The organism is Providencia rustigianii (assembly GCF_900637755.1).
In the GTDB taxonomy this organism is placed as follows: domain Bacteria; phylum Pseudomonadota; class Gammaproteobacteria; order Enterobacterales; family Enterobacteriaceae; genus Providencia; species Providencia rustigianii.
Window position 1 is genome coordinate 1745045 of sequence record NZ_LR134396.1, and the last position, 18419, is coordinate 1763463.

The 18419-nt window shown below is 41.9% G+C and carries 18 protein-coding genes; 9 read left to right on the forward strand and 9 right to left on the reverse strand.

The genetic code is table 11. The features are described from left to right. Positions 1-75 precede the first annotated feature (75 nt). Positions 76-639 carry a HutD/Ves family protein gene (locus tag EL244_RS08085; protein WP_115164257.1) on the forward strand — a complete coding sequence of 188 codons (564 nt, stop codon included), beginning with the start codon at positions 76-78 and terminating at the stop codon, positions 637-639. Here the strand turns inward: EL244_RS08085 and EL244_RS08090 are convergent. Then, complete coding sequence (locus tag EL244_RS08090) at positions 636-1247, reverse strand: LysE family translocator (protein ID WP_115164258.1); 612 nt, start codon at positions 1245-1247, stop codon at positions 636-638. The two genes, EL244_RS08085 and EL244_RS08090, sit on opposite strands and share 4 nt — an antisense overlap. A 146-nt stretch (positions 1248-1393) precedes the next feature. Between EL244_RS08090 and EL244_RS08095 the strand changes: the two genes are divergently transcribed. Next, positions 1394-1918: an Lrp/AsnC family transcriptional regulator gene (locus EL244_RS08095; RefSeq protein WP_126460049.1), complete on the forward strand. Its 525-nt coding sequence runs from the start codon at positions 1394-1396 to the stop codon at positions 1916-1918. Between the two features lie 257 nt (positions 1919-2175). Then, entirely contained in the window at positions 2176-3048 is an 873-nt protein-coding gene (locus EL244_RS08100; RefSeq protein WP_232004570.1) for a hypothetical protein, read from the forward strand. A gap of 86 nt (positions 3049-3134) precedes the next feature. On the opposite strand, the gene EL244_RS08105 is transcribed toward EL244_RS08100, so the two are convergent. From EL244_RS08105 to EL244_RS08115, 3 genes are read right to left on the reverse strand one after another with little or no spacing between them, the layout of a single operon-like run. Continuing rightward, complete coding sequence (locus EL244_RS08105; protein WP_006813193.1) at positions 3135-4370, reverse strand: c-type cytochrome; 1236 nt, start codon at positions 4368-4370, stop codon at positions 3135-3137. Then, the gene (locus tag EL244_RS08110; RefSeq protein WP_006813192.1) at positions 4367-4918 is read right to left on the reverse strand and encodes a (2Fe-2S)-binding protein; all 552 of its coding nucleotides are present in this window, start codon (positions 4916-4918) and stop codon (positions 4367-4369) included. Before EL244_RS08110 ends, EL244_RS08105 begins: the two co-directional genes overlap by 4 nt. Continuing rightward, entirely contained in the window at positions 4915-7710 is a 2796-nt protein-coding gene (locus EL244_RS08115; protein WP_112836658.1) for a xanthine dehydrogenase family protein molybdopterin-binding subunit, read from the reverse strand. Before EL244_RS08115 ends, EL244_RS08110 begins: the two co-directional genes overlap by 4 nt. A 209-nt stretch (positions 7711-7919) precedes the next feature. On the opposite strand from EL244_RS08115, the gene EL244_RS08120 reads away from it, so the two are divergent. Beyond that, positions 7920-8483: a nucleotidyltransferase family protein gene (locus EL244_RS08120; RefSeq protein ID WP_126460055.1), complete on the forward strand. Its 564-nt coding sequence runs from the start codon at positions 7920-7922 to the stop codon at positions 8481-8483. A 9-nt stretch (positions 8484-8492) separates the two neighbouring features. Next, on the forward strand, positions 8493-9488 hold the full coding sequence (locus EL244_RS08125; RefSeq protein ID WP_126460058.1) for an XdhC family protein: 996 nt from the start codon (positions 8493-8495) through the stop codon (positions 9486-9488). Positions 9489-9580: 92 nt separating this feature from the next. Here EL244_RS08125 and ychF read toward each other — a convergent pair whose 3' ends face one another. Further along, on the reverse strand, positions 9581-10672 hold the full coding sequence (ychF, locus tag EL244_RS08130; RefSeq protein ID WP_006813188.1) for a redox-regulated ATPase YchF: 1092 nt from the start codon (positions 10670-10672) through the stop codon (positions 9581-9583). A 104-nt stretch (positions 10673-10776) separates the two neighbouring features. Continuing rightward, a complete protein-coding gene (gene pth, locus EL244_RS08135) occupies positions 10777-11367 on the reverse strand; it encodes an aminoacyl-tRNA hydrolase (protein ID WP_006813187.1) in 591 nt (196 codons plus the stop codon). Between the two features lie 297 nt (positions 11368-11664). Here pth and EL244_RS08140 point away from each other — a divergent pair, with 297 nt between their 5' ends. Next, positions 11665-11937 carry a DUF2583 family protein gene (locus EL244_RS08140; protein ID WP_126460061.1) on the forward strand — a complete coding sequence of 91 codons (273 nt, stop codon included), beginning with the start codon at positions 11665-11667 and terminating at the stop codon, positions 11935-11937. 215 nt (positions 11938-12152) lie between these two features. Here EL244_RS08140 and prs read toward each other — a convergent pair whose 3' ends face one another. The 3 genes from prs to lolB form a co-directional block, all read right to left on the reverse strand. After that, positions 12153-13100: a ribose-phosphate diphosphokinase gene (prs, locus tag EL244_RS08145; RefSeq protein WP_039854115.1), complete on the reverse strand. Its 948-nt coding sequence runs from the start codon at positions 13098-13100 to the stop codon at positions 12153-12155. Positions 13101-13168: 68 nt separating this feature from the next. Further along, complete coding sequence (gene ispE / locus EL244_RS08150; RefSeq protein ID WP_126460064.1) at positions 13169-14044, reverse strand: 4-(cytidine 5'-diphospho)-2-C-methyl-D-erythritol kinase; 876 nt, start codon at positions 14042-14044, stop codon at positions 13169-13171. Next, the gene (lolB, locus tag EL244_RS08155; RefSeq protein WP_112836666.1) at positions 14041-14712 is read right to left on the reverse strand and encodes a lipoprotein insertase outer membrane protein LolB; all 672 of its coding nucleotides are present in this window, start codon (positions 14710-14712) and stop codon (positions 14041-14043) included. The genes ispE and lolB overlap by 4 nt, the downstream gene beginning before the upstream one ends. Positions 14713-15206: 494 nt before the next feature. Here lolB and hemA point away from each other — a divergent pair, with 494 nt between their 5' ends. Genes hemA through prmC form a run of 3 tightly spaced genes read left to right on the forward strand, consistent with a single transcriptional unit; the run spans position 15207 to position 18416 of the window. After that, on the forward strand, positions 15207-16469 hold the full coding sequence (gene hemA, locus EL244_RS08160; protein ID WP_126460067.1) for a glutamyl-tRNA reductase: 1263 nt from the start codon (positions 15207-15209) through the stop codon (positions 16467-16469). 31 nt (positions 16470-16500) lie between these two features. Beyond that, positions 16501-17583 carry a peptide chain release factor 1 gene (gene prfA / locus EL244_RS08165; protein WP_126460070.1) on the forward strand — a complete coding sequence of 361 codons (1083 nt, stop codon included), beginning with the start codon at positions 16501-16503 and terminating at the stop codon, positions 17581-17583. Continuing rightward, positions 17583-18416, forward strand: coding sequence for a peptide chain release factor N(5)-glutamine methyltransferase (gene prmC, locus EL244_RS08170; RefSeq protein ID WP_126460072.1), 834 nt, complete (start codon positions 17583-17585; stop codon positions 18414-18416). Before prfA ends, prmC begins: the two co-directional genes overlap by 1 nt. Positions 18417-18419 lie beyond the last annotated feature (3 nt).

Here is an 18419-nt window from a genome sequence, read left to right on the forward strand (position 1 = left end):
CGGTGATTTCATTGCCTTAAAAAAAGAACTTTGCGAATCTAGTTAAAGATACGTAAGGGAAACTGAGGTGGTCATATGAAAATTAAATGCTTTAGTACAACTGACTTACCCGTATTTGAGTGGAATGATAACTGTGGCACTAGCCAAGAAGTCTTTTGCTGGCCCGTTGCATCTGATTATTCGCTACGTGCCAGTATTGCGAAGATTGAACAATCAAGTTTTCTAAAGCAGTACCCTGAAGGGGAAAGGCTTACAATCCTGTTGGATAACCAAACGCTACGAATACATGATAACCACCGGATTGATGAATATTTTCATCAAGTTGGTGAGTCTATTCGATGTCCTGCTGAACTGTATGTCAATGTAGAATTACAACAGCCAATACGATTAATGAATTTTATCTACCGTTCAGATCGTTGGAATGTGAGAAGTTATCTCATTGACTCTCAGCAGCAACTCCCCGCACATCAAGCTGGATTAGTGTATGTATTATCAGGGGAGTGGCTAGTGTCTGGCGGTAACTGTGAGCGAATGTCTGAGGGGGATGGCGGCTGGTGGCTTCCAGATATTAGAACAGGGGAGTTAACCCCCTGTAGCCTCGACAGCCAATTACTTTGGATAGAATGTATCCCTTGCTAACTACTTGCCAGCCCAATGGCAGCGAAAGTTAACATGCCTCCTGCTACACCTTCGGTGATACGGCGATTCTTATCACTATATTTGCGTTTATTATGCATGGAAGCGAACAACATGCCGATAACACCATAAATAACAATGCACGAACTAATAAATGTCGCTGATAATATTAAAGATTGTATTGCAACACTCTCGGAGACATGGATAAAATTGGGCAATATAGCAAAATAGACTAATAGTCCTTTTGGGTTAAGAAAGCTAGTTAGGAATGCTTTGCCAATCACCGCTTGGGTCGATATGGGTCGCACCTGAAATTCTCTGGAATGAATCGCAGAGAGAAGCATTTTTACTGCTAAATAAGCGACATAGGCGACACCAACCCATTTTATGGTGTTAAATATAAGTGGGGATGTGGCAACAATTGCAGCTAACCCAAGTGCAGCAAGAATAGCATGTGTCATGTAACCGAGGATAATGCCCAAATTAGCTTTCCAAGCGGCGGACATACCACCTGAAAGCCCCTGTGAAGAGATAAATAAAATATCCGGTCCAGGTGTACAAACCAGAGGGATCACCGTTGCACTAAACAGTAATAACGTTTGTAGCTCCATCAAACACCTCTATTTATTATTATTTCATACCGGAAATTGATGCTGGTCATTATAGCTATTTTTTGTTGAAATTTGGTTGTTTTGTTGCTTGCTAATAACGTGTGTTTGACATTTAATATCAAAAAATAAAAGCAAAAGAGGTTGGCATGCCAAAGGGCGTAGGATTGAGCAATTCGGACAAAAATGAACTAGAACATCATAGTTCATCATCCATCAAATTAGATGCTATTGATAAGCATATTCTTCAAGTGCTACAGCGCGACGGTAAGATTCAAAATGTTGAGTTGGCAAAAGAGGTCGGTTTATCACCATCACCTTGTTTAAGGCGTGTAAAACTACTGGAAGATGCCGGCGTTATTAAGCGTTATGTTGCGGTCTTAGACGGAACTAAAATTGGTGCGGGTTTATCTTTATTTGCCCGCATCTGGTTTAAAGCTCAAGACGCGCAGACAATTAATCAATTTGTTGCGGACATTCAAAAGATGCCTGAAGTAGTTGAATGTCATTTAATGGCGGGTGAATGTGATGCATTGATTCGTATTGTTACTGAAGATATGGCGTCTTACCGCCGTTTTCATGCAGATTATTTGACCCAGATTGGTAGTGTACAGAGCATTAAAACGGAAGTGCCAATGGAGACTGTTAAAGTCACGTACGCATTGCCTTTATAGATTTTCCTATCAAATATAATGGCTCTTGGAGTGAGTCGCCTCCAGAGCTATTTGCACGCGCTATTTTTCGTTAGTGAAGTGAATATGAATGGTTTCAGTCATTCATTGAATTTCATTTTAATACAGAAGATATCAATATGAGGGATGAGACTCTCACAATGCTAGAAAAAGCGAATAAATTACCCAATTGGCAGACATTGAAATTAATCCTAAGCTCATTAATTGTCTTTAATTTTTACCTAGCCTCCAATCCTGTTGTGAAAGTTGATTATTCAATATTAATTAACCTATTTGATTTAGTGCTTATTCCTATGTTTGTATTTATTGCGGCATATACCAGCAAAGGAATTTCATGGCAGGATTGGCATACCCACTTAATTCCACCATTGATAATTTATGTCACATTCCAGACGCTTGATGCCATTCCTTTGTATTACACGGGTACATTAAGCATTGAGAAGTATTTATTATTTCCTCAAAATGGGGTTTGGTTTTTCTTGGCTGTGCCAATATGGCAAGCGTTTTTTTTATTGTTGCCTCTCGGAATAAAAAGTAAAGGAATAGGGTTATTTATTACGTTACTGCTTAGCCTTTTTATTGCCTTTTGGGCAGTTAATTCCCTTTTGGAAAGAACCAGTTTTGCTGCAATCTTGCAGTATTTTCCATTCTTTGTTGTGGCCTACTTTTGCGATGATAAAAAATTAGAATGGCTCCGTCGGCATACTTTTTTTGTTGCCCCTTTGATGATCATATTGGTTGGGTTTTATTTTTATTTTCAATCTGAAATTGAAAGTTTATTGATGCAGGTATTCGGTCATAGACTCTTAATCTGTGCATTTTTTATGCAGATATTTTCGTTTTTAGTCGGGGTGTTGATTGCGATTGTGGCTATTTGTTTTGCATTATCCACGGTGCGCTTTGTAAAAATAGCGAATAATGCGCTAGGTGTGTATTTAATACATCCTATTATTTGTTTTTTATTGTTAACGGGAGTAGGGGCTTTAAATATTGAAACTGGGCTTTCGATATTAATAGCATTAACACTGATTACGATTATTTTAGCGCTTCTACTGTCGACCAACCCAGTGATTCACTGGTTTTTAAATCCGCAGATAAAAAGTAAAAAATAAATATACTCAGTACAGGGTAAATGCAGAGAGTGCTAAATAAAAAGGCTTACTGGGATCCAGTAAGCCTTTATGTAACTAATCGCTATTTATTGACGTAGTGCTTTAATTTGTTCTGGGGTGACATCTGCTGGTTGCCCTCCCCATTGGACTCGAAGGAAGTTCACCAAATTCGCAATTTGCTGATCATCGAGTTTGTCCGCAAATCCCGGCATGCTTTGCATATTTTGGTTATTTGGGAACGGTTGTTCTGGTAAACCATCTAGAATCGCATTAATGAGGTTGGTACTGTCCACATCACGTAATGTGGAATTGCCTTTCATTGCTACAGACACATTCGGTTTTCCACTACCATCATAAGAGTGACATCCGGAACAGGTTTCGAGGTAAACTTGCTTTCCTTGTGGATTACCTTCCCCCATTTCGAGTGGTAATGTGGCTGGTGGATTGTCCCCCATCAGATAGGTTGCAATGGCTTTATTATCTTCCGGTGTTAAATGTTGAGAGCTGAGATAAATAACTGGATGCATATCACTGTAAGCTGAACCTTGAGGCGCCAGTCCCGTCATAAAGAACTGTTGCAGGTCTTCCTTGTTCCAACCGCGTGCAGCAAGGGCTTCAGGTGTAATATCAGGGGCAGTAAAACGACCTAATGAGCCACCTTTCATGTACTTATCTAACTCCATCTCCCCAAATATCCCTCTTGGTGTATGGCACTCAGCACAGTGCTCTAACACATTAACCAAGTATTTACCTCGCACCCATTCAGGTGAGCTACCTTGAGAGCTATTAGGTAACGGTTTATCATTGAAAAATAAAAGATTCCAACCAATCATTGCCATACGCTGATTTAGTGGAAATGGAAGAGAATTTTCTGGTGGAGCGACATCTACCGCAGGGCGGCTCATTAAATAACTATAGATGGCATCAGAATCGCTACGCGTCATTCCTTTGTATGATGTATATGGCATCGCAGGGTAAAGATTTTTACTCGGTGGCGAAATCCCTTCAGTTAACGCTTTGTGGAACTCTTCTTTAGTCCATCGGCCGATACCATAATCAGCAGAAGGGGTTAAGTTACTGCTATAAATGGTACCAAATGGCGTATCAAGTGGAAAACCTCCCGCTAGCGGTGCACCATTAGCACTGGTGTGGCATGCTGCACAATCACTAGCAAGAGTGAGGTAGCGACCACGTTCGATTTCTTCTGCACTTGCTGTGACTTTTTGTACTGGACCGTCGGGTTTGCGACTTTCATACCAATAGAGAACCGCCCAGACGACGATAGCTATTGCTATTAACCATAAAATAATGCGCTTAATCATTTTATCGTCTCCTTGATCAGCCCTGGAGTACTCATCACGACATCACGCACTGCTTCATAATAGCGAACATAACCTGTGCAACGACAAATGTGGTTATTCAGGGCTTCTTTAATCGCATCTTCCAAGTCAGCTTCTGCAATTGGATTACGTTGTAATTCTTCAACAAAAATTGTTGCTGCGTTGACAAAACCGGGGGTGCAGTAACCGCATTGGAAACTAAAATTGTCGATAAATGCTTGCTGTACAGGGGATAGTTTAACTTCACCATTTTCTTCTTTAGTGGCAGCCCCTTCGATAGTACGAATGCGTTTATTGTTGAAGAAGTGCGCTCCTGTGATGCAGGTTCGTACTTCTTCACTCGTACCCGATGGGTTATCTAAAATCACTACGCATGCGTGGCAAATTCCTTGTCCACAGCCAAGTCGAGAGCCTGTGAGATCGATATATTCGTGAAGAAAGTCGATCATCATGAGACCTTCAGGCACATCCATCGGTCCATATTGCTGACCGTTAATGTTGATGGTAAGTGGAAGTAAATTTAGGCTCATGATAATACCTCTAGAATGTCTTTAGGGCGAACAGGTAGGCTTAAAAAATGGTGTCCTGTTGCATCAGCTATCGCATTAACGATGGAAGAAACGACGGGGATCATAACGACTTCAGCGACCCCTTTCGGTGGATCGGTTTCGGATAACCCCGGAAGGATTTCACTGGTTTGTTTCCAAACAGCGACTTCACTTGCCAGAGGTAAGTGGTAACGGTTGAAGTTCCACGTTCCATTGCCCGGTCCATCTTCATACAGAGGTAAATATTCATGGAGCGCATGACCGATTCCCATAGCAAGCCCACCTTGAATTTGTCCAGAAACTAACTGAGGGACAATCAGGTTACCGCATTCCACTACGCTATGGTGGTCGAGTAACTCTACATGGCCTGTTGCTTTATCAATAGCAAGCTCTGAAACGGTGGCGACAGCACTGTAATAAGTTACGCCAGCATTATTTCTTTGGGTATCAGGATAGTAGGCTTTTTGACGTTTCCAAACTTGGTAATCTTTATTGGCAAAACGTAGTGATAGTCCGTCAATAGGGAGACGACGAGTTTCATCGTTTATATGGAAATCAGCTTCCGCCCATTCCCAACGGTTAAACACATGGCAAACGGCACCTGTTAAGCCTCCCATTTCAAAGGTACGGTCGATCAAACGCTGCAAGCTGAGAACTTCTAAGCCATCGGCGGTAAGTCCATTAGCGACCCAGCGAGCATCTTCACGCCGTACGACTAATGGTGCCGCTTGTCCACCACCAATACCTTCTTGCCAAATAGACATTGCCGCAGGCCAAAGCCCATACTCAAAGACTAATCTAGCGGCTTCTTCCGTACTATGAGTAAAGTAATAAGCGGAGTTACTGGCACTCGCAGGAGAGCAATAATTCGGTGTCCAAAGTGGATCTAACGAAAGTTTATTTTGCTCATCTTGTGACATGGCAAATGGATTCCCTGTGGATACCATAGGCAATACAGACCAGTCGATGACAGAAAAATGGGCTTCTTCTGCGGGTTTACCTAACCATCTAGCACATACGACGGCTTGGGATGTGGACATTCCTGTCCCAATTTCAGCCCCACTATGGTAAATCGCTATTTTCCCTTCAGGCGTTAGCTCGACGCGAGCAAAAGAGGATTCGGCACCTGTACCAAAATCTTTCTGAACACAGGAAATTCCTGTACCAAACAATTTACCGGCATTCTTCGCTTCAAAATCGGCTTTTCGTGAGGCTCTTTCTGTCCACATTGGATGGTCAGCACAGCGAATTAGCACTTCATCGGCACGAATTGCACCTCCAGGGATCGCTCCTTGGGTATTTTTCATTCCCGATTTAATGATATTTTTCAAGCGAAATTCTATAGGATCGGCATTGAGCAGTTTTGCTGCTTCTTCCATCAACATATCTGTAGCAGCCATGGCTTGTAATGTCCCATAGCCACGAGCGGAGCCTGCATCCACAGCTCGCGATGCAATACCGACCGCAGATAGGTCACTTCGAGGAATATAATAGATAGCTTGAGCGCCGGTCGCGCCTACCATGACAACCGAAGGGGTAAAGTTACATCGACCACCACCATCACCAATAAATGAAGCTGAAAGTGCTTCAATTTTATGGGTTTTCTTATTAACTGCGAGAGTGTAATCCATGTCGAACGCATGGCGTTTGATGGTGGATTGAAACTGTTCATAACGGTCATTGGCTAAACGGATCGGTACACCATCACCATATAACGTTGCCATCGCACCATAATACGGGAATGGGGTATGGTCTTTTGAGCCATAACCTACAGTAAAGCAAGGGTGTAAGAAAATTTGCTTGATAGGGAATTTGCTTTTCGCCAGCATTTCAGGGAGTGAACCTGCAACTTCCTGTGGTGACTGGGTAGGGATAACCAAATGAAATGATTGTGTTTTAGCATCGTACCAACCATTGGCATTATCCGGTTCTAATGCAGAGGTATCGATAGATTGTGAGGCATATTTACGTTTGATAATTAGCCAATCTTCGGGCGGTTTTTCCAACAGTTTGGCAAGCTCATCCGCATAATACATGCCTTCCTCGTCGAGCTTTCCACCTTCACGACCTTCTGGCCAAATAGGTAAGTGCTTTTTCATTCCAATCGGGGAGATCGGCATATCTTTCAGGCTAGAATAAACATCGGGAGAAAATGGCGTTTCACCACCGATACGAACCCCTCGATAGCTGCCCCATGGGTCGCGTTCCAATGGACCTGTATATGCACCGTATTGGATCACGTCATCACGAAATTTGAGTGTTTCTTTTGCAAAGCTAAATTTGGCAAAGTCATGGTAAACAAGCAAAGCAACGGCTTGGCCTAAATATGCAGGGGTTTTTCCAGTCGGAAGTAGTAGGTCATCGCCGTAGAATTCAGGAAATGCGACGCCATCTTTTTCTAAATCACTTGCAGTGACAATACGGTCAGGCATTAACCCGTTATTGAGTAAATCGAGGTTAAAACCTTCATAAATTTTATCTGCTTGGGTTACTCGTAGCAGAAAAGCATGCCCTTGTTGTTTGGGCCAATGGGGAATATCGCGCGCTCGAATATCTCTAGCAAAGACTTTTTCGCCTTGTACTTTTGCATAGCCATCCATGCGAAATTTAATTTTTTTATCGACAGGATTCCAGTCTGGGGCTTGTAGAATTTTCTCCTCAAATAGCACATCAAAAGCTCGGCTATATAAAGGGGCGATATAACAAGAGATCCCAGCAACGACAGCACATTTTATAAAGTGTCTGCGGGATAGTCCGACATGATTATTGCTCATAATAAACCCTTACACTTATTTTTCATTGCTTCACATTATTATTTTTTATTTCATTGCTTCGTGTCGTAATATAAATTTTTATATATCAAAAAATTATCATCTAAATATGATTGGAATTGACTGAATTAATGCAGCAAAAGTTGCCATAGTAATTCTGTACTTATTATTTATAATATAAACAATAAGTACAATTATGTATAATGTAAATCATGAATATAGGCATATTAATATTAGCGGCTGGAAAAAGTGAACGTTTTCAAAATACTGGTGGTTGTGGAAGTAAATTAAATTATATCCTTGAGCAACAAACAGTTTTTAAAAAAACACTTTTAAATTCAATAGGTAGTGGATTTCCTATCCACGTAATAACGCGTTCTGATAATGAGGGTGTTATTAATAATTGTTTACAATTTAATATCCCACATTCCTTGCTAAATAGTGATGGATTAGGAAAATCCATAGCGTTAGGCGTTAAAAATACACCCAATTGGGATGGATGGTTAATTCATTTAGCGGATATGCCATATATTGACCGTGAAATATTTATTCAGGTTGGGCGTAAATTAAACAAATATTCATTGGTACGCCCAGTATATAACGGAATTCCAGGACATCCGGTAGGAATATCGGCAAAATATAGACAGAACTTAATGCACTTATCGGGGGATGATGGTGCAAAATCAATATTACAACATCAATTTGTTTATGAAATGCAGATAAATGATGAAAATGTCATTAAAGATATTGATTATCTCCCGAATAAAAATCAATAGGAATTCAATATGCTGCGTGAAGATGTTTCCGTTATTGCTCAAGCAATTCAATGGGTAAGGGAAGAACCTGTTTGGTTATGTACGGTGTTGAGCACCTATGGTTCATCTCCGCGAAGTCCAGGTTCATTATTGGTTGCTAAGGGAGATGGAATATATGTAGGCTCTCTCTCTGGTGGATGTATTGAAGAAGATTTTATTCAACGAATTCAACAAGGTCAGTATTTAAAAAATAGCCAAGTTGTTCGTTATGGGCAAGGTGGTGTAGAAGCCAAAGTCAATTTACCGTGTGATGGTAGCTTAGATGTACTCATTGAGTATTTACCACAAAATAAATTTTCTTATCAATACCTAATTCAAATTCAAACTGCACTTCTTGGTTACTCCGCTATTATTAAAAAGCTTACCTTACCTAATGTGAGCGAAATTATTACAGTTCAAGATTCTCAGCACCCAACTCATATTGAACGCAATGGAAATGATATTCAGTTTTATATTACTGCTCCGCCTAAATTAATTATTGCAGGCATCTCTAACGTGGGTGTTTATTGTGCAAATTTTGCCTTAGCCCTTGGTTTTGAAGTGATTATTTGTGAGCATAGAGAGGATGAGCTATCTCGTTTTGCCGGGCAAATTGCAGAACAAATTGAGATTAAAAAGATATTTCCTGCGCGTTTCTTAGAGGAAAATCCAAGCACATCGAATACAGCAATTGTGTCGTTAACTCATGATCCCCGTATAGATGACTTAACGCTGATGGAAGCGGTTAATACTTCAGCATTTTATATTGGTGCAATGGGCTCAACTCGAACAAGCGCCAAGCGCAGAGAGCGTTTATTAAATTCAGGTGGTTTAACGATTGAGATGTTAGAGCAGATACATGCCCCGATTGGTATTCCTATTGGCAGTAAAACCCCACCAGAAATTGCGTTAGCGATTATGGCGGATATTGTGGCGCATAAGAATGGGGTAGGTGATAGGTGTTTAAGTCTGGATGAGGCTTTGTAGGACTGCACTTCATGTGATTGAACGATGAAAAAAAACCTAAAGCATGAAGCACTTTAGGTTTTTCAATTGATAAAAACGGAATAAATTGTTAATTAAACGTTAAATAGGAAGTTCAGCACATCACCGTCTTTAACAATATATTCTTTACCTTCTGCCCGCATCTTACCGGCTTCTTTTGCGCCTTGCTCACCACGGTATTTGATAAAATCTTCAAATGCGATAGTTTGCGCACGGATAAAGCCTTTTTCGAAGTCAGTGTGGATTTTACCTGCGGCTTGTGGAGCAGTTGCACCAACAGGGATAGTCCATGCACGGACTTCTTTCACGCCAGCGGTGAAGTAAGTTTGCAGGTTTAATAATTCGTAGCCTGCGCGGATCACACGGTTCAGACCTGGCTCTTCAATACCTAAATCAGCCATAAACTCATCGCGTTCTTCGTCATCTAACTCTGCGATATCGGATTCAATTGCAGCGCAAACAGGAACAACTACTGAACCTTCTGCTTTCGCAATTTCATGAACTTTATCTAAGTAAGGGTTATTTTCGAAGCCATCTTCACTGACGTTAGCAATGTACATTGTTGGCTTCAGGGTTAAGAAGCTTAAATAACGGATAGCAGCTTTATCTTCCGCAGTTAAATCTAATGAACGTAACATGCCAGCTTGTTCTAAGTGCGGTAAGCATTTTTCCAGCGCTTCTAATTCTGCTTTCGCATCTTTATCACCGCCTTTGGCACGTTTTTGTACACGGTGAATAGCACGCTCACAAGTATCTAAGTCTGACAATGCCAGTTCAGTATTAATAACTTCGATATCTGAAGCAGGGTCAACTTGACCTGCAACGTGAATGATATTGTCATCTTCAAAACAACGAACAACATGACCAATCGCTTCAGTTTCACGAATGTTAGTCAGGAATTGGTTACCAAGACCTTCACCTTTAGATGCGCCCTTAACTAGACCCGCGATGTCAACAAATTCCATCGTGGTTGGTAGAATGCGTTGAGGCTTCACAATTTCAGCTAATTGATCAAGACGTGGGTCTGGCATTGGCACAACACCCGTGTTTGGTTCAATCGTACAGAAAGGGAAGTTGGCTGCTTCGATGCCGGCTTTGGTCAATGCATTAAATAGAGTGGATTTACCCACGTTAGGCAGACCAACGATACCGCATTTAAAACCCATATGTTTCTCACCTTAAATAGCAAGGAGCAGGCGAGTGCTGCCCCTGATGTTTAGAAAATTGGCGCTGATTATACACAAAAACTCGTGTTAGATGAAATCAACTCTTAGGCTGTGGCTTTAAAGCCATGTAAGCGGTTAATTGCCTTATCCATTCCATCGGATAACAGAATCTCAGTGCAGCGTAATGCCTCATCGATGGCATCATCAATGAGTTTTTGTTCAGACATCGGCGGTTTACCCAAAACAAAGCCGACAACCTTATTTTTGTCACCCGGATGACCAATACCAATGCGTAAACGGTAGAAGTTTGGATTATTTGCAAATTTACTTTGAATATCTTTCAGACCGTTATGTCCGCCATTACTGCCACCGAGTTTCATTTTTGCGACCCCCGGAGGTAAATCGAGCTCATCGTGGGCAACTAATATCTCATCAAGGTTGATACGGTAAAAATTAGCTACCGCCGCCACAGATTTCCCACTGAGGTTCATAAATGTGGTTGGTACTAACAGGCGAATATCATCACCGCCAATATTAATACGTGCGGTATATCCAAAAAACTTAGATTCTTCTTTTAACGACTGATTATGACGTCTAGCCAGTAAGTCCACATACCATGCACCAGCATTGTGGCGAGTTTGTGCATATTCAGCACCCGGATTGGCTAGTCCAACGATTAATTTTATTTTACTCACGGCGACTTTTTCACTGTCAATGTATAGAAATTATTGAATAGTTTACCTCGTGAGGCGGTGGATGTACAAAGTTGTCATCAATAAGGTTTTCATGGAAATTATTAACAAGTGAACTATTCAGAAATATTATTAATTGATAAAGAGCACATTATGAGTAGATTTTATGAAGTTCTTTTGTACATGTGAGGCTTATCGCAAATAAATTTACTTAATGAGCTATACTCTTTACATAAATACAAAGTGTTACCGAAATTTTTTTAATGCTTGCTTATCAGTGTACTGATAATGGAGGTAGATATGAAACGGAAAATGGTTAACTTGATCGGTAATGGGTTAATGGTTTTGGGTATGGTAGGGATGGTAGGCAGCATAGGTTTAAACCTATTTTCTCATGTTGTTGAATTAGGACTACCCGATATCATCGTCAATGGCACATTATTTGGTATTTTCATTGGCGCTTTAGTTTGGTTGGTGGGTGCAAGAATGAGTGGTAGAGAAAAAGTAGAAGACCGTTACTGTCTACTGAAACGACTACATCATCCACGTAATGACAATCATCGTTACCCATAACGGTAGCTGAAGAAATAGACAGTTAAGCTTATCGAATTTAAATAAGAGTGAAATTGGTCATTGATGAATTTCACTCTTATTTTTTGTCCGCGCAAAATAAAGCCCCTACGGTTGATGAACAACGGTAGGGGCGCTATATACTACTATCTTGCTATGTGACGCGGGAACAACACCTGAAAATGTTAAAACGGGGTCATCAGACCCCGCTTAGCAAATTAGTGTTCGAACATCGCTGAAATAGACTCTTCATTGCTGATACGGCGAATAGCTTCGGCCAGCATGCCTGAAAGGGTCAGGGTGCGAACTTTGTTCAGCGCCTTGATTTCAGGAGAAAGAGGAATTGTGTCACAAACAATAACTTCATCAATGACTGAATTTTTGATGTTGTCTACAGCATTGCCTGAGAAGATTGGGTGAGTTGCGTATGCAAATACGCGTTTAGCACCACGCTCTTTCAGCGCTTCAGCTGCTTTACACAGTGTGCCACCCGTATCAATCATATCGTCAACTAAGATGCAGTCGCGACCAGAAACATCACCAATGATGTGCATAACTTGAGAAACGTTTGCGCGAGGGCGACGCTTATCAATAATTGCCATATCAGTGTCATTCAGCAGTTTAGCGATTGCTCTAGCACGTACCACGCCGCCGATGTCTGGAGATACAACGATTGGGTTTTCTAAATTCTTCTGCAGCATATCTTCCAGAAGGATTGGGCTACCAAATACGTTATCAACAGGAACATCAAAGAAGCCCTGGATCTGCTCTGCGTGTAAGTCAACAGTAAGAACACGGTCAACGCCCACACTGGACAGAAAATCGGCAACAACTTTAGCGGTGATTGGTACACGGGCAGAACGTACGCGACGATCCTGTCTAGCATAACCGAAGTAAGGGATAACAGCGGTAATACGACCAGCAGATGCACGGCGTAAGGCATCGACCATAACAACCAATTCCATCAGGTTATCATTGGTAGGTGCGCAAGTTGACTGGATGATAAAAATATCACCACCGCGAACATTTTCATTAATTTGAACACTGACTTCGCCGTCGCTAAAACGACCAACAGCCGCGTCTCCAAGATTAGTGTAAAGGCGGTTAGCAACACGTTGTGCTAGTTCCGGTGTAGCGTTACCAGCAAAAAGCTTCATATCGGGCACGAGAAAAACCTCAGGCTTGCGTCCAGAGAGATATTGTTGACCAACAGCAATGATGGATAAACCACCGCTTATTGGTGCAATACACGGGTTATCCCAGCGCGGAACTTGTGCAGCGGAGAAACATTCGCTCCTTGAGCGACGAACCCTTGCACCCACGATGGGGCTTTATTTAACACCTTCAAGGCATCTGCTTGTGTTTCAAACTCAGAAAAAACACAAGCACCTGTTCCTGTCAGGCGAGACGGAGCATATTCTAACAGCCAAGAAACTAGCTGTTCAACCTCACGAAAACGTTTTCTTGCGATTGGTTCACAGTCATTAGCGTACGGAGCCAGTAATAATGCGGCTAGGGAGCGTTTTGGAGAATTTCTATTTAATTCTGGATCTGTGAAGATCATCGGTGTTGAGATTTCAATTCCGGGGTGAGCGACTAAGTACCAACGTTCTTTTGGTTCCGCTGGGGTTAATATTTCACCAATCCCTTCTGCAAACGCAGCATGACCCCGAACAAACACAGGGACATCTGCTCCAAGATGTTTACCGAGTTCAGCAAGAGTGTCATCAGAGAGTTGAGTTCCCCAATGTTCATTCAATGCAATTAGCGTAGTGGCTGCATTCGACGACCCGCCGCCAATTCCTCCCCCCATAGGCAATACTTTATCGATACAAATATCTGCGCCAAGTGGACCTGGATGATTGAGTATCGTACGGCAATGAGCTTGTAGGCTTTTTGCCGCACGGACAATCAAATTTTTGTCTACATCAACTCCTGCCATTGTTGTAAGCAGATTAATCTGGTCATCTTGACGGGATGTGAATGTAATCTGATCCCCGTAATCTAAAAACTGAAATAACGTTTGTAGCTCATGATAACCATCGGCACGTTGACCAGTAATGTATAAAAAAAGATTCAATTTTGCGGGTGAAGGCCAAGTTAACGTCATTTTTTCAGGGTCCAACTGTCCATTTTCAATTTGATAATTTTATCTTTTTGGTGCAATTCCATCTGGCTTGGTAACATTGGCGAGGTTTTAGTATCGTAAGACAGATAATCCAAATTCCATGTCTCGCCATTCACGCTGAATGTCACTGATTTTAACAGGTGATTACTATCAAGGGTATACTCGGTTGCCCGACCTGGAGAGCCAACTAACCATGCGGTCAAATCATCAATAGGAATATCCATTCCAGTCAGTTGGTAAATTAGCTCACTGGGGACATCGCTCATGTGAGTTTGACCTTCTTTGGTCACTAATTTTGCTAAATCTGGCTCCACATTGAGCTCAAGTTCACGGCTACCAAGAGGGTTAGTGAGCAGTAAACGATATTTTTCTGGGGTATATTGTTGCCAAAAAAACTTTGCATATGTCTTAGTTTCAGTTCCCGTACCTTGTCCTCCAATATAGACGAAGGAGCCGCGGGTTTGATAATCCCGTAATTCAGCAACTTGAGCTTGATGTTTTTGCCACTGTTCATCTAAAGATGACGACGTGCCTTTTGTGGTATCTTGTGACGTTGTCACGCATGCGGTCAGCAATAAGGCCGAGAGGGGAATTAACCGTAAAAAGCCTTTAGCTGGGCGAATAAACGACAGAGCAGAAGAAAATTGCATATCGATTCTCAAAAGGTTGTGAATGTTGATTGTATCGCAGATGAAATCATGAACATGTTTGTGATTTTAACCATTTTTTGATTTTACCAATAGTGAATCAGTCTTATTTTTGGCATCTCAGCCTATTGAAGCTATCGAAAACACCCATATGATTTCATCATATAACAACGTTAGAATGAGCTAAATTTCAGGAATATTGCGCTAATCTGGTTTAGTTATCAATGATAATGTCATGAAAAATATGGATTTGCTTTCTGTGCTTAATAAATGTATCTCTAAAGCATCTTATTGATATTTAAGACAGACCGTCCGATAATTAGTTCAAATTTTGGGGTTAATCATCTTTCTGGGCGTTCGTCATTGAGTACCCGTAGAAACAGAAGCGTTAATCATCTACAATATACGAATATAAACTGCAGCAATGAGCTATTAAATTAGCATAATGCTGACAAATAAATTAGCAATGTGAGCAATGTGAGCAAGTCGTAAGCACAATGACCTTATTAGCTTTAGGCATTAACCATAAAACAGCACCGGTGGCTTTGCGTGAGCAGGTCGCATTCGGTCCTGAAAAAATAGACCATGCACTTGAGGAACTTCTTAAACAACCTCAAGTGAATGGTGGCGTTGTGCTGTCTACCTGTAACCGAACTGAATTGTATTTGAGCCTTGAATCTCAAGAAAAGGCGCAAGAACAATTAGTCAAATGGTTATGTGATTTCCATGGGATCACCGCCAAAGACCTTCAGCCAAGTTTGTATTGGCATCAAGACGCTAGCGCCGTCAGCCATTTGATGCGAGTCGCGAGCGGGCTGGATTCATTGGTACTTGGTGAACCGCAAATCTTAGGGCAAGTGAAAAAGGCATTCGCACTTTCACAAGATACCCATGCCTTATCTAGCGAATTAGAACGCTTGTTTCAAAAGTCATTTTCAGTGGCTAAGCGCGTTCGAACTGAAACGGATATCGGTGCAAATGCAGTTTCCGTGGCATTTGCAGCATGTACCCTTGCTAGACAGATTTTTGAATCACTCAATCATTTGAATATTTTATTGGTTGGTGCAGGAGAGACTATTGAATTAGTCGCGCGCCATTTGCGTGAGCATGGCGTGCAAAAAATGATGATTGCAAACCGTACCATTGAGCGAGCTGAGCTACTTGCCAAGGAAGTCAATGCGCAAGTTATCTCATTAGCCGATATTGACAGCCGTTTATCGGAAGCCGATATTGTCATCAGCTCGACAGCCAGTCCGTTACCGATAATTGGTAAGGGAATGGTTGAGCGTGCGATGAAAGCACGTCGTAGTAAACCTATGTTATTGATTGATATTGCAGTTCCCCGTGATATCGAGCAGGATGTAGAAAAACTCAGAGATGTTTATCTCTATACTGTTGATGATCTTGAATCTATCATTGCCCAGAACCTTGCACAGCGTAAAGCGGCCGCAGTTGAAGCGGAATTTATTGTTGAGCAAGAAAGTCGGCATTTTATGGATTGGTTGCGCTCACAAGCCGCAGTCTCTACAATTCGTGAATATAGAGAACAGGCGGAAGCGATTCGGGCAAGTATGACCGAAAAAGCGTTAGCAGCAATTAGCCAAGGTGCAGATCCTGAGCAAGTGATTACGCAGCTATCACAGCAGTTAACCAACCGCCTGATCCACGCTCCAACCAAGTCTTTGCAGCAAGCTGCGGGTAATGGTGATGTTGAGCGATTAAATCTACTTAGGGACAGCTTAGGGCTGGACCATCAATAACCACTTTTTAATCATAGGTCTGATATAACGAATGAAGCCTTCTATTGTCGCAAAACTAGAAGCATTACAAGAACGCTACGAAGAAATTCAGGCGCACCTTGCTGATGCAAGTGTGATTGCTGATCAAGACCGTTTTCGTGCTTTATCAAAGGAATATGCTCAGTTAACAGATGTTGCTAACTGCTTTACTGCTTGGCAAGCCGTTCAGGAAGATATTGAAACAGCTCAAATGCTGCTAGACGATCCTGAAATGAAAGAAATGGCTCAAGAAGAGCTAAAAGATGCTAAAGAGCGCAATGAAGAGCTGGAACAGCAATTACAGTTGCTGTTACTTCCTAAAGATCCTGATGATGAATATAACTGTTTTGTGGAAATTCGCGCAGGTGCGGGTGGAGACGAAGCGGCAATCTTTGCGGGTGATTTATTCCGTATGTATAGCCGCTATGCGGAAAGTAACCGTTGGCGTGTTGAATTAATGAGCACCAGTGATGGTGAACATGGTGGCTATAAAGAAGTTATCGCTAAAATTTCAGGTGACAGTGTCTATGGACGTTTGAAATTCGAATCTGGTGGTCATCGTGTTCAACGTGTACCAGAAACGGAATCTCAAGGTCGTATTCACACATCTGCGTGTACGATAGCCGTTTTACCTGAATTACCTGAAGCTGAATTACCGGAAATTAGTCCTGCGGATTTGCGTATTGATACCTTCCGTTCATCGGGAGCTGGTGGTCAGCACGTTAACACCACAGATTCTGCAATTCGTATTACTCACCTTCCTACGGGGATCGTGGTTGAGTGCCAAGACGAACGTTCACAGCATAAAAACAAAGCGAAGGCGATGTCCGTATTAGGAGCGCGTATTCGTCAAGCTGAAATGGCTAAGCGCCATGAAGCTGAAGCGTCGGAACGTCGAAATTTATTAGGTTCAGGCGACCGTTCTGACCGTATTCGTACTTATAATTTCCCTCAAGGTCGTGTAACGGATCATCGTATTAACTTAACGTTATACCGTTTGGATGAAGTAATGGAAGGTAAATTAGATACATTGATTCAGCCGATCATTAACGAATACCAAGCAGACCAACTTTCAGCACTTTCTGAGCAGGACTAATGCGTTATAGCGAGTGGCTACAGCAGGCAGTCAAACGACTGTCTGCCAGCGAAAGTGCTAAGCGGGATGCACAAATTCTGTTACAGCATGCCACAGGGCGTAGCCGTACTTATATTCTTGCTTTCGATGAAACTGAGCTTTCGGCTCATGAGCTTCAGCAATTAGAAGAATTACTGCAACGCAGAGAATTTGGCGAGCCAATTGCTTATATTGTTGGTGAACGTGAGTTTTGGTCGCTACCGCTGTATGTTTCCCCTGCAACCTTGATCCCACGTCCTGATACTGAGTGTTTAGTAGAACAGGCATTAATACGTCTTCCATCTACGGATTGCCGTATCCTTGATTTGGGAACTGGGACGGGGGCGATTGCGTTAGCACTCGCTTCTGAACGACCTAATAGCACGGTTATTGGGGTCGATTTTAATCCCGAAGCAGTGGTATTAGCTGAACGAAATCAACAACGTTTATCGATATTCAATGTGCGCTTCTCACAAAGTGATTGGTTTACTTCACTATCAAATGAACTATTTGATATGATTGTCAGTAATCCGCCTTATATTGATGAGAGTGATATTCATCTGAATCAAGGTGATGTGCGATTCGAGCCTGCAACTGCGCTGATTGCGGAGGAGCATGGGTTATCGGATTTAGCGCATATTATTGCTGAATCAAAAAGATATCTAAAACAGCAAGGGTGGTTACTTTTAGAACATGGCTGGCAGCAAGGCCTAGCAGTTCGTGAGCTGTTTAGTGAGAATGGGTACACCAACATTGAGACCTGTCTTGATTATGGTGGGAAAGATAGAGTTTCTCTTGGTCAATGGAATGGTTAAGCG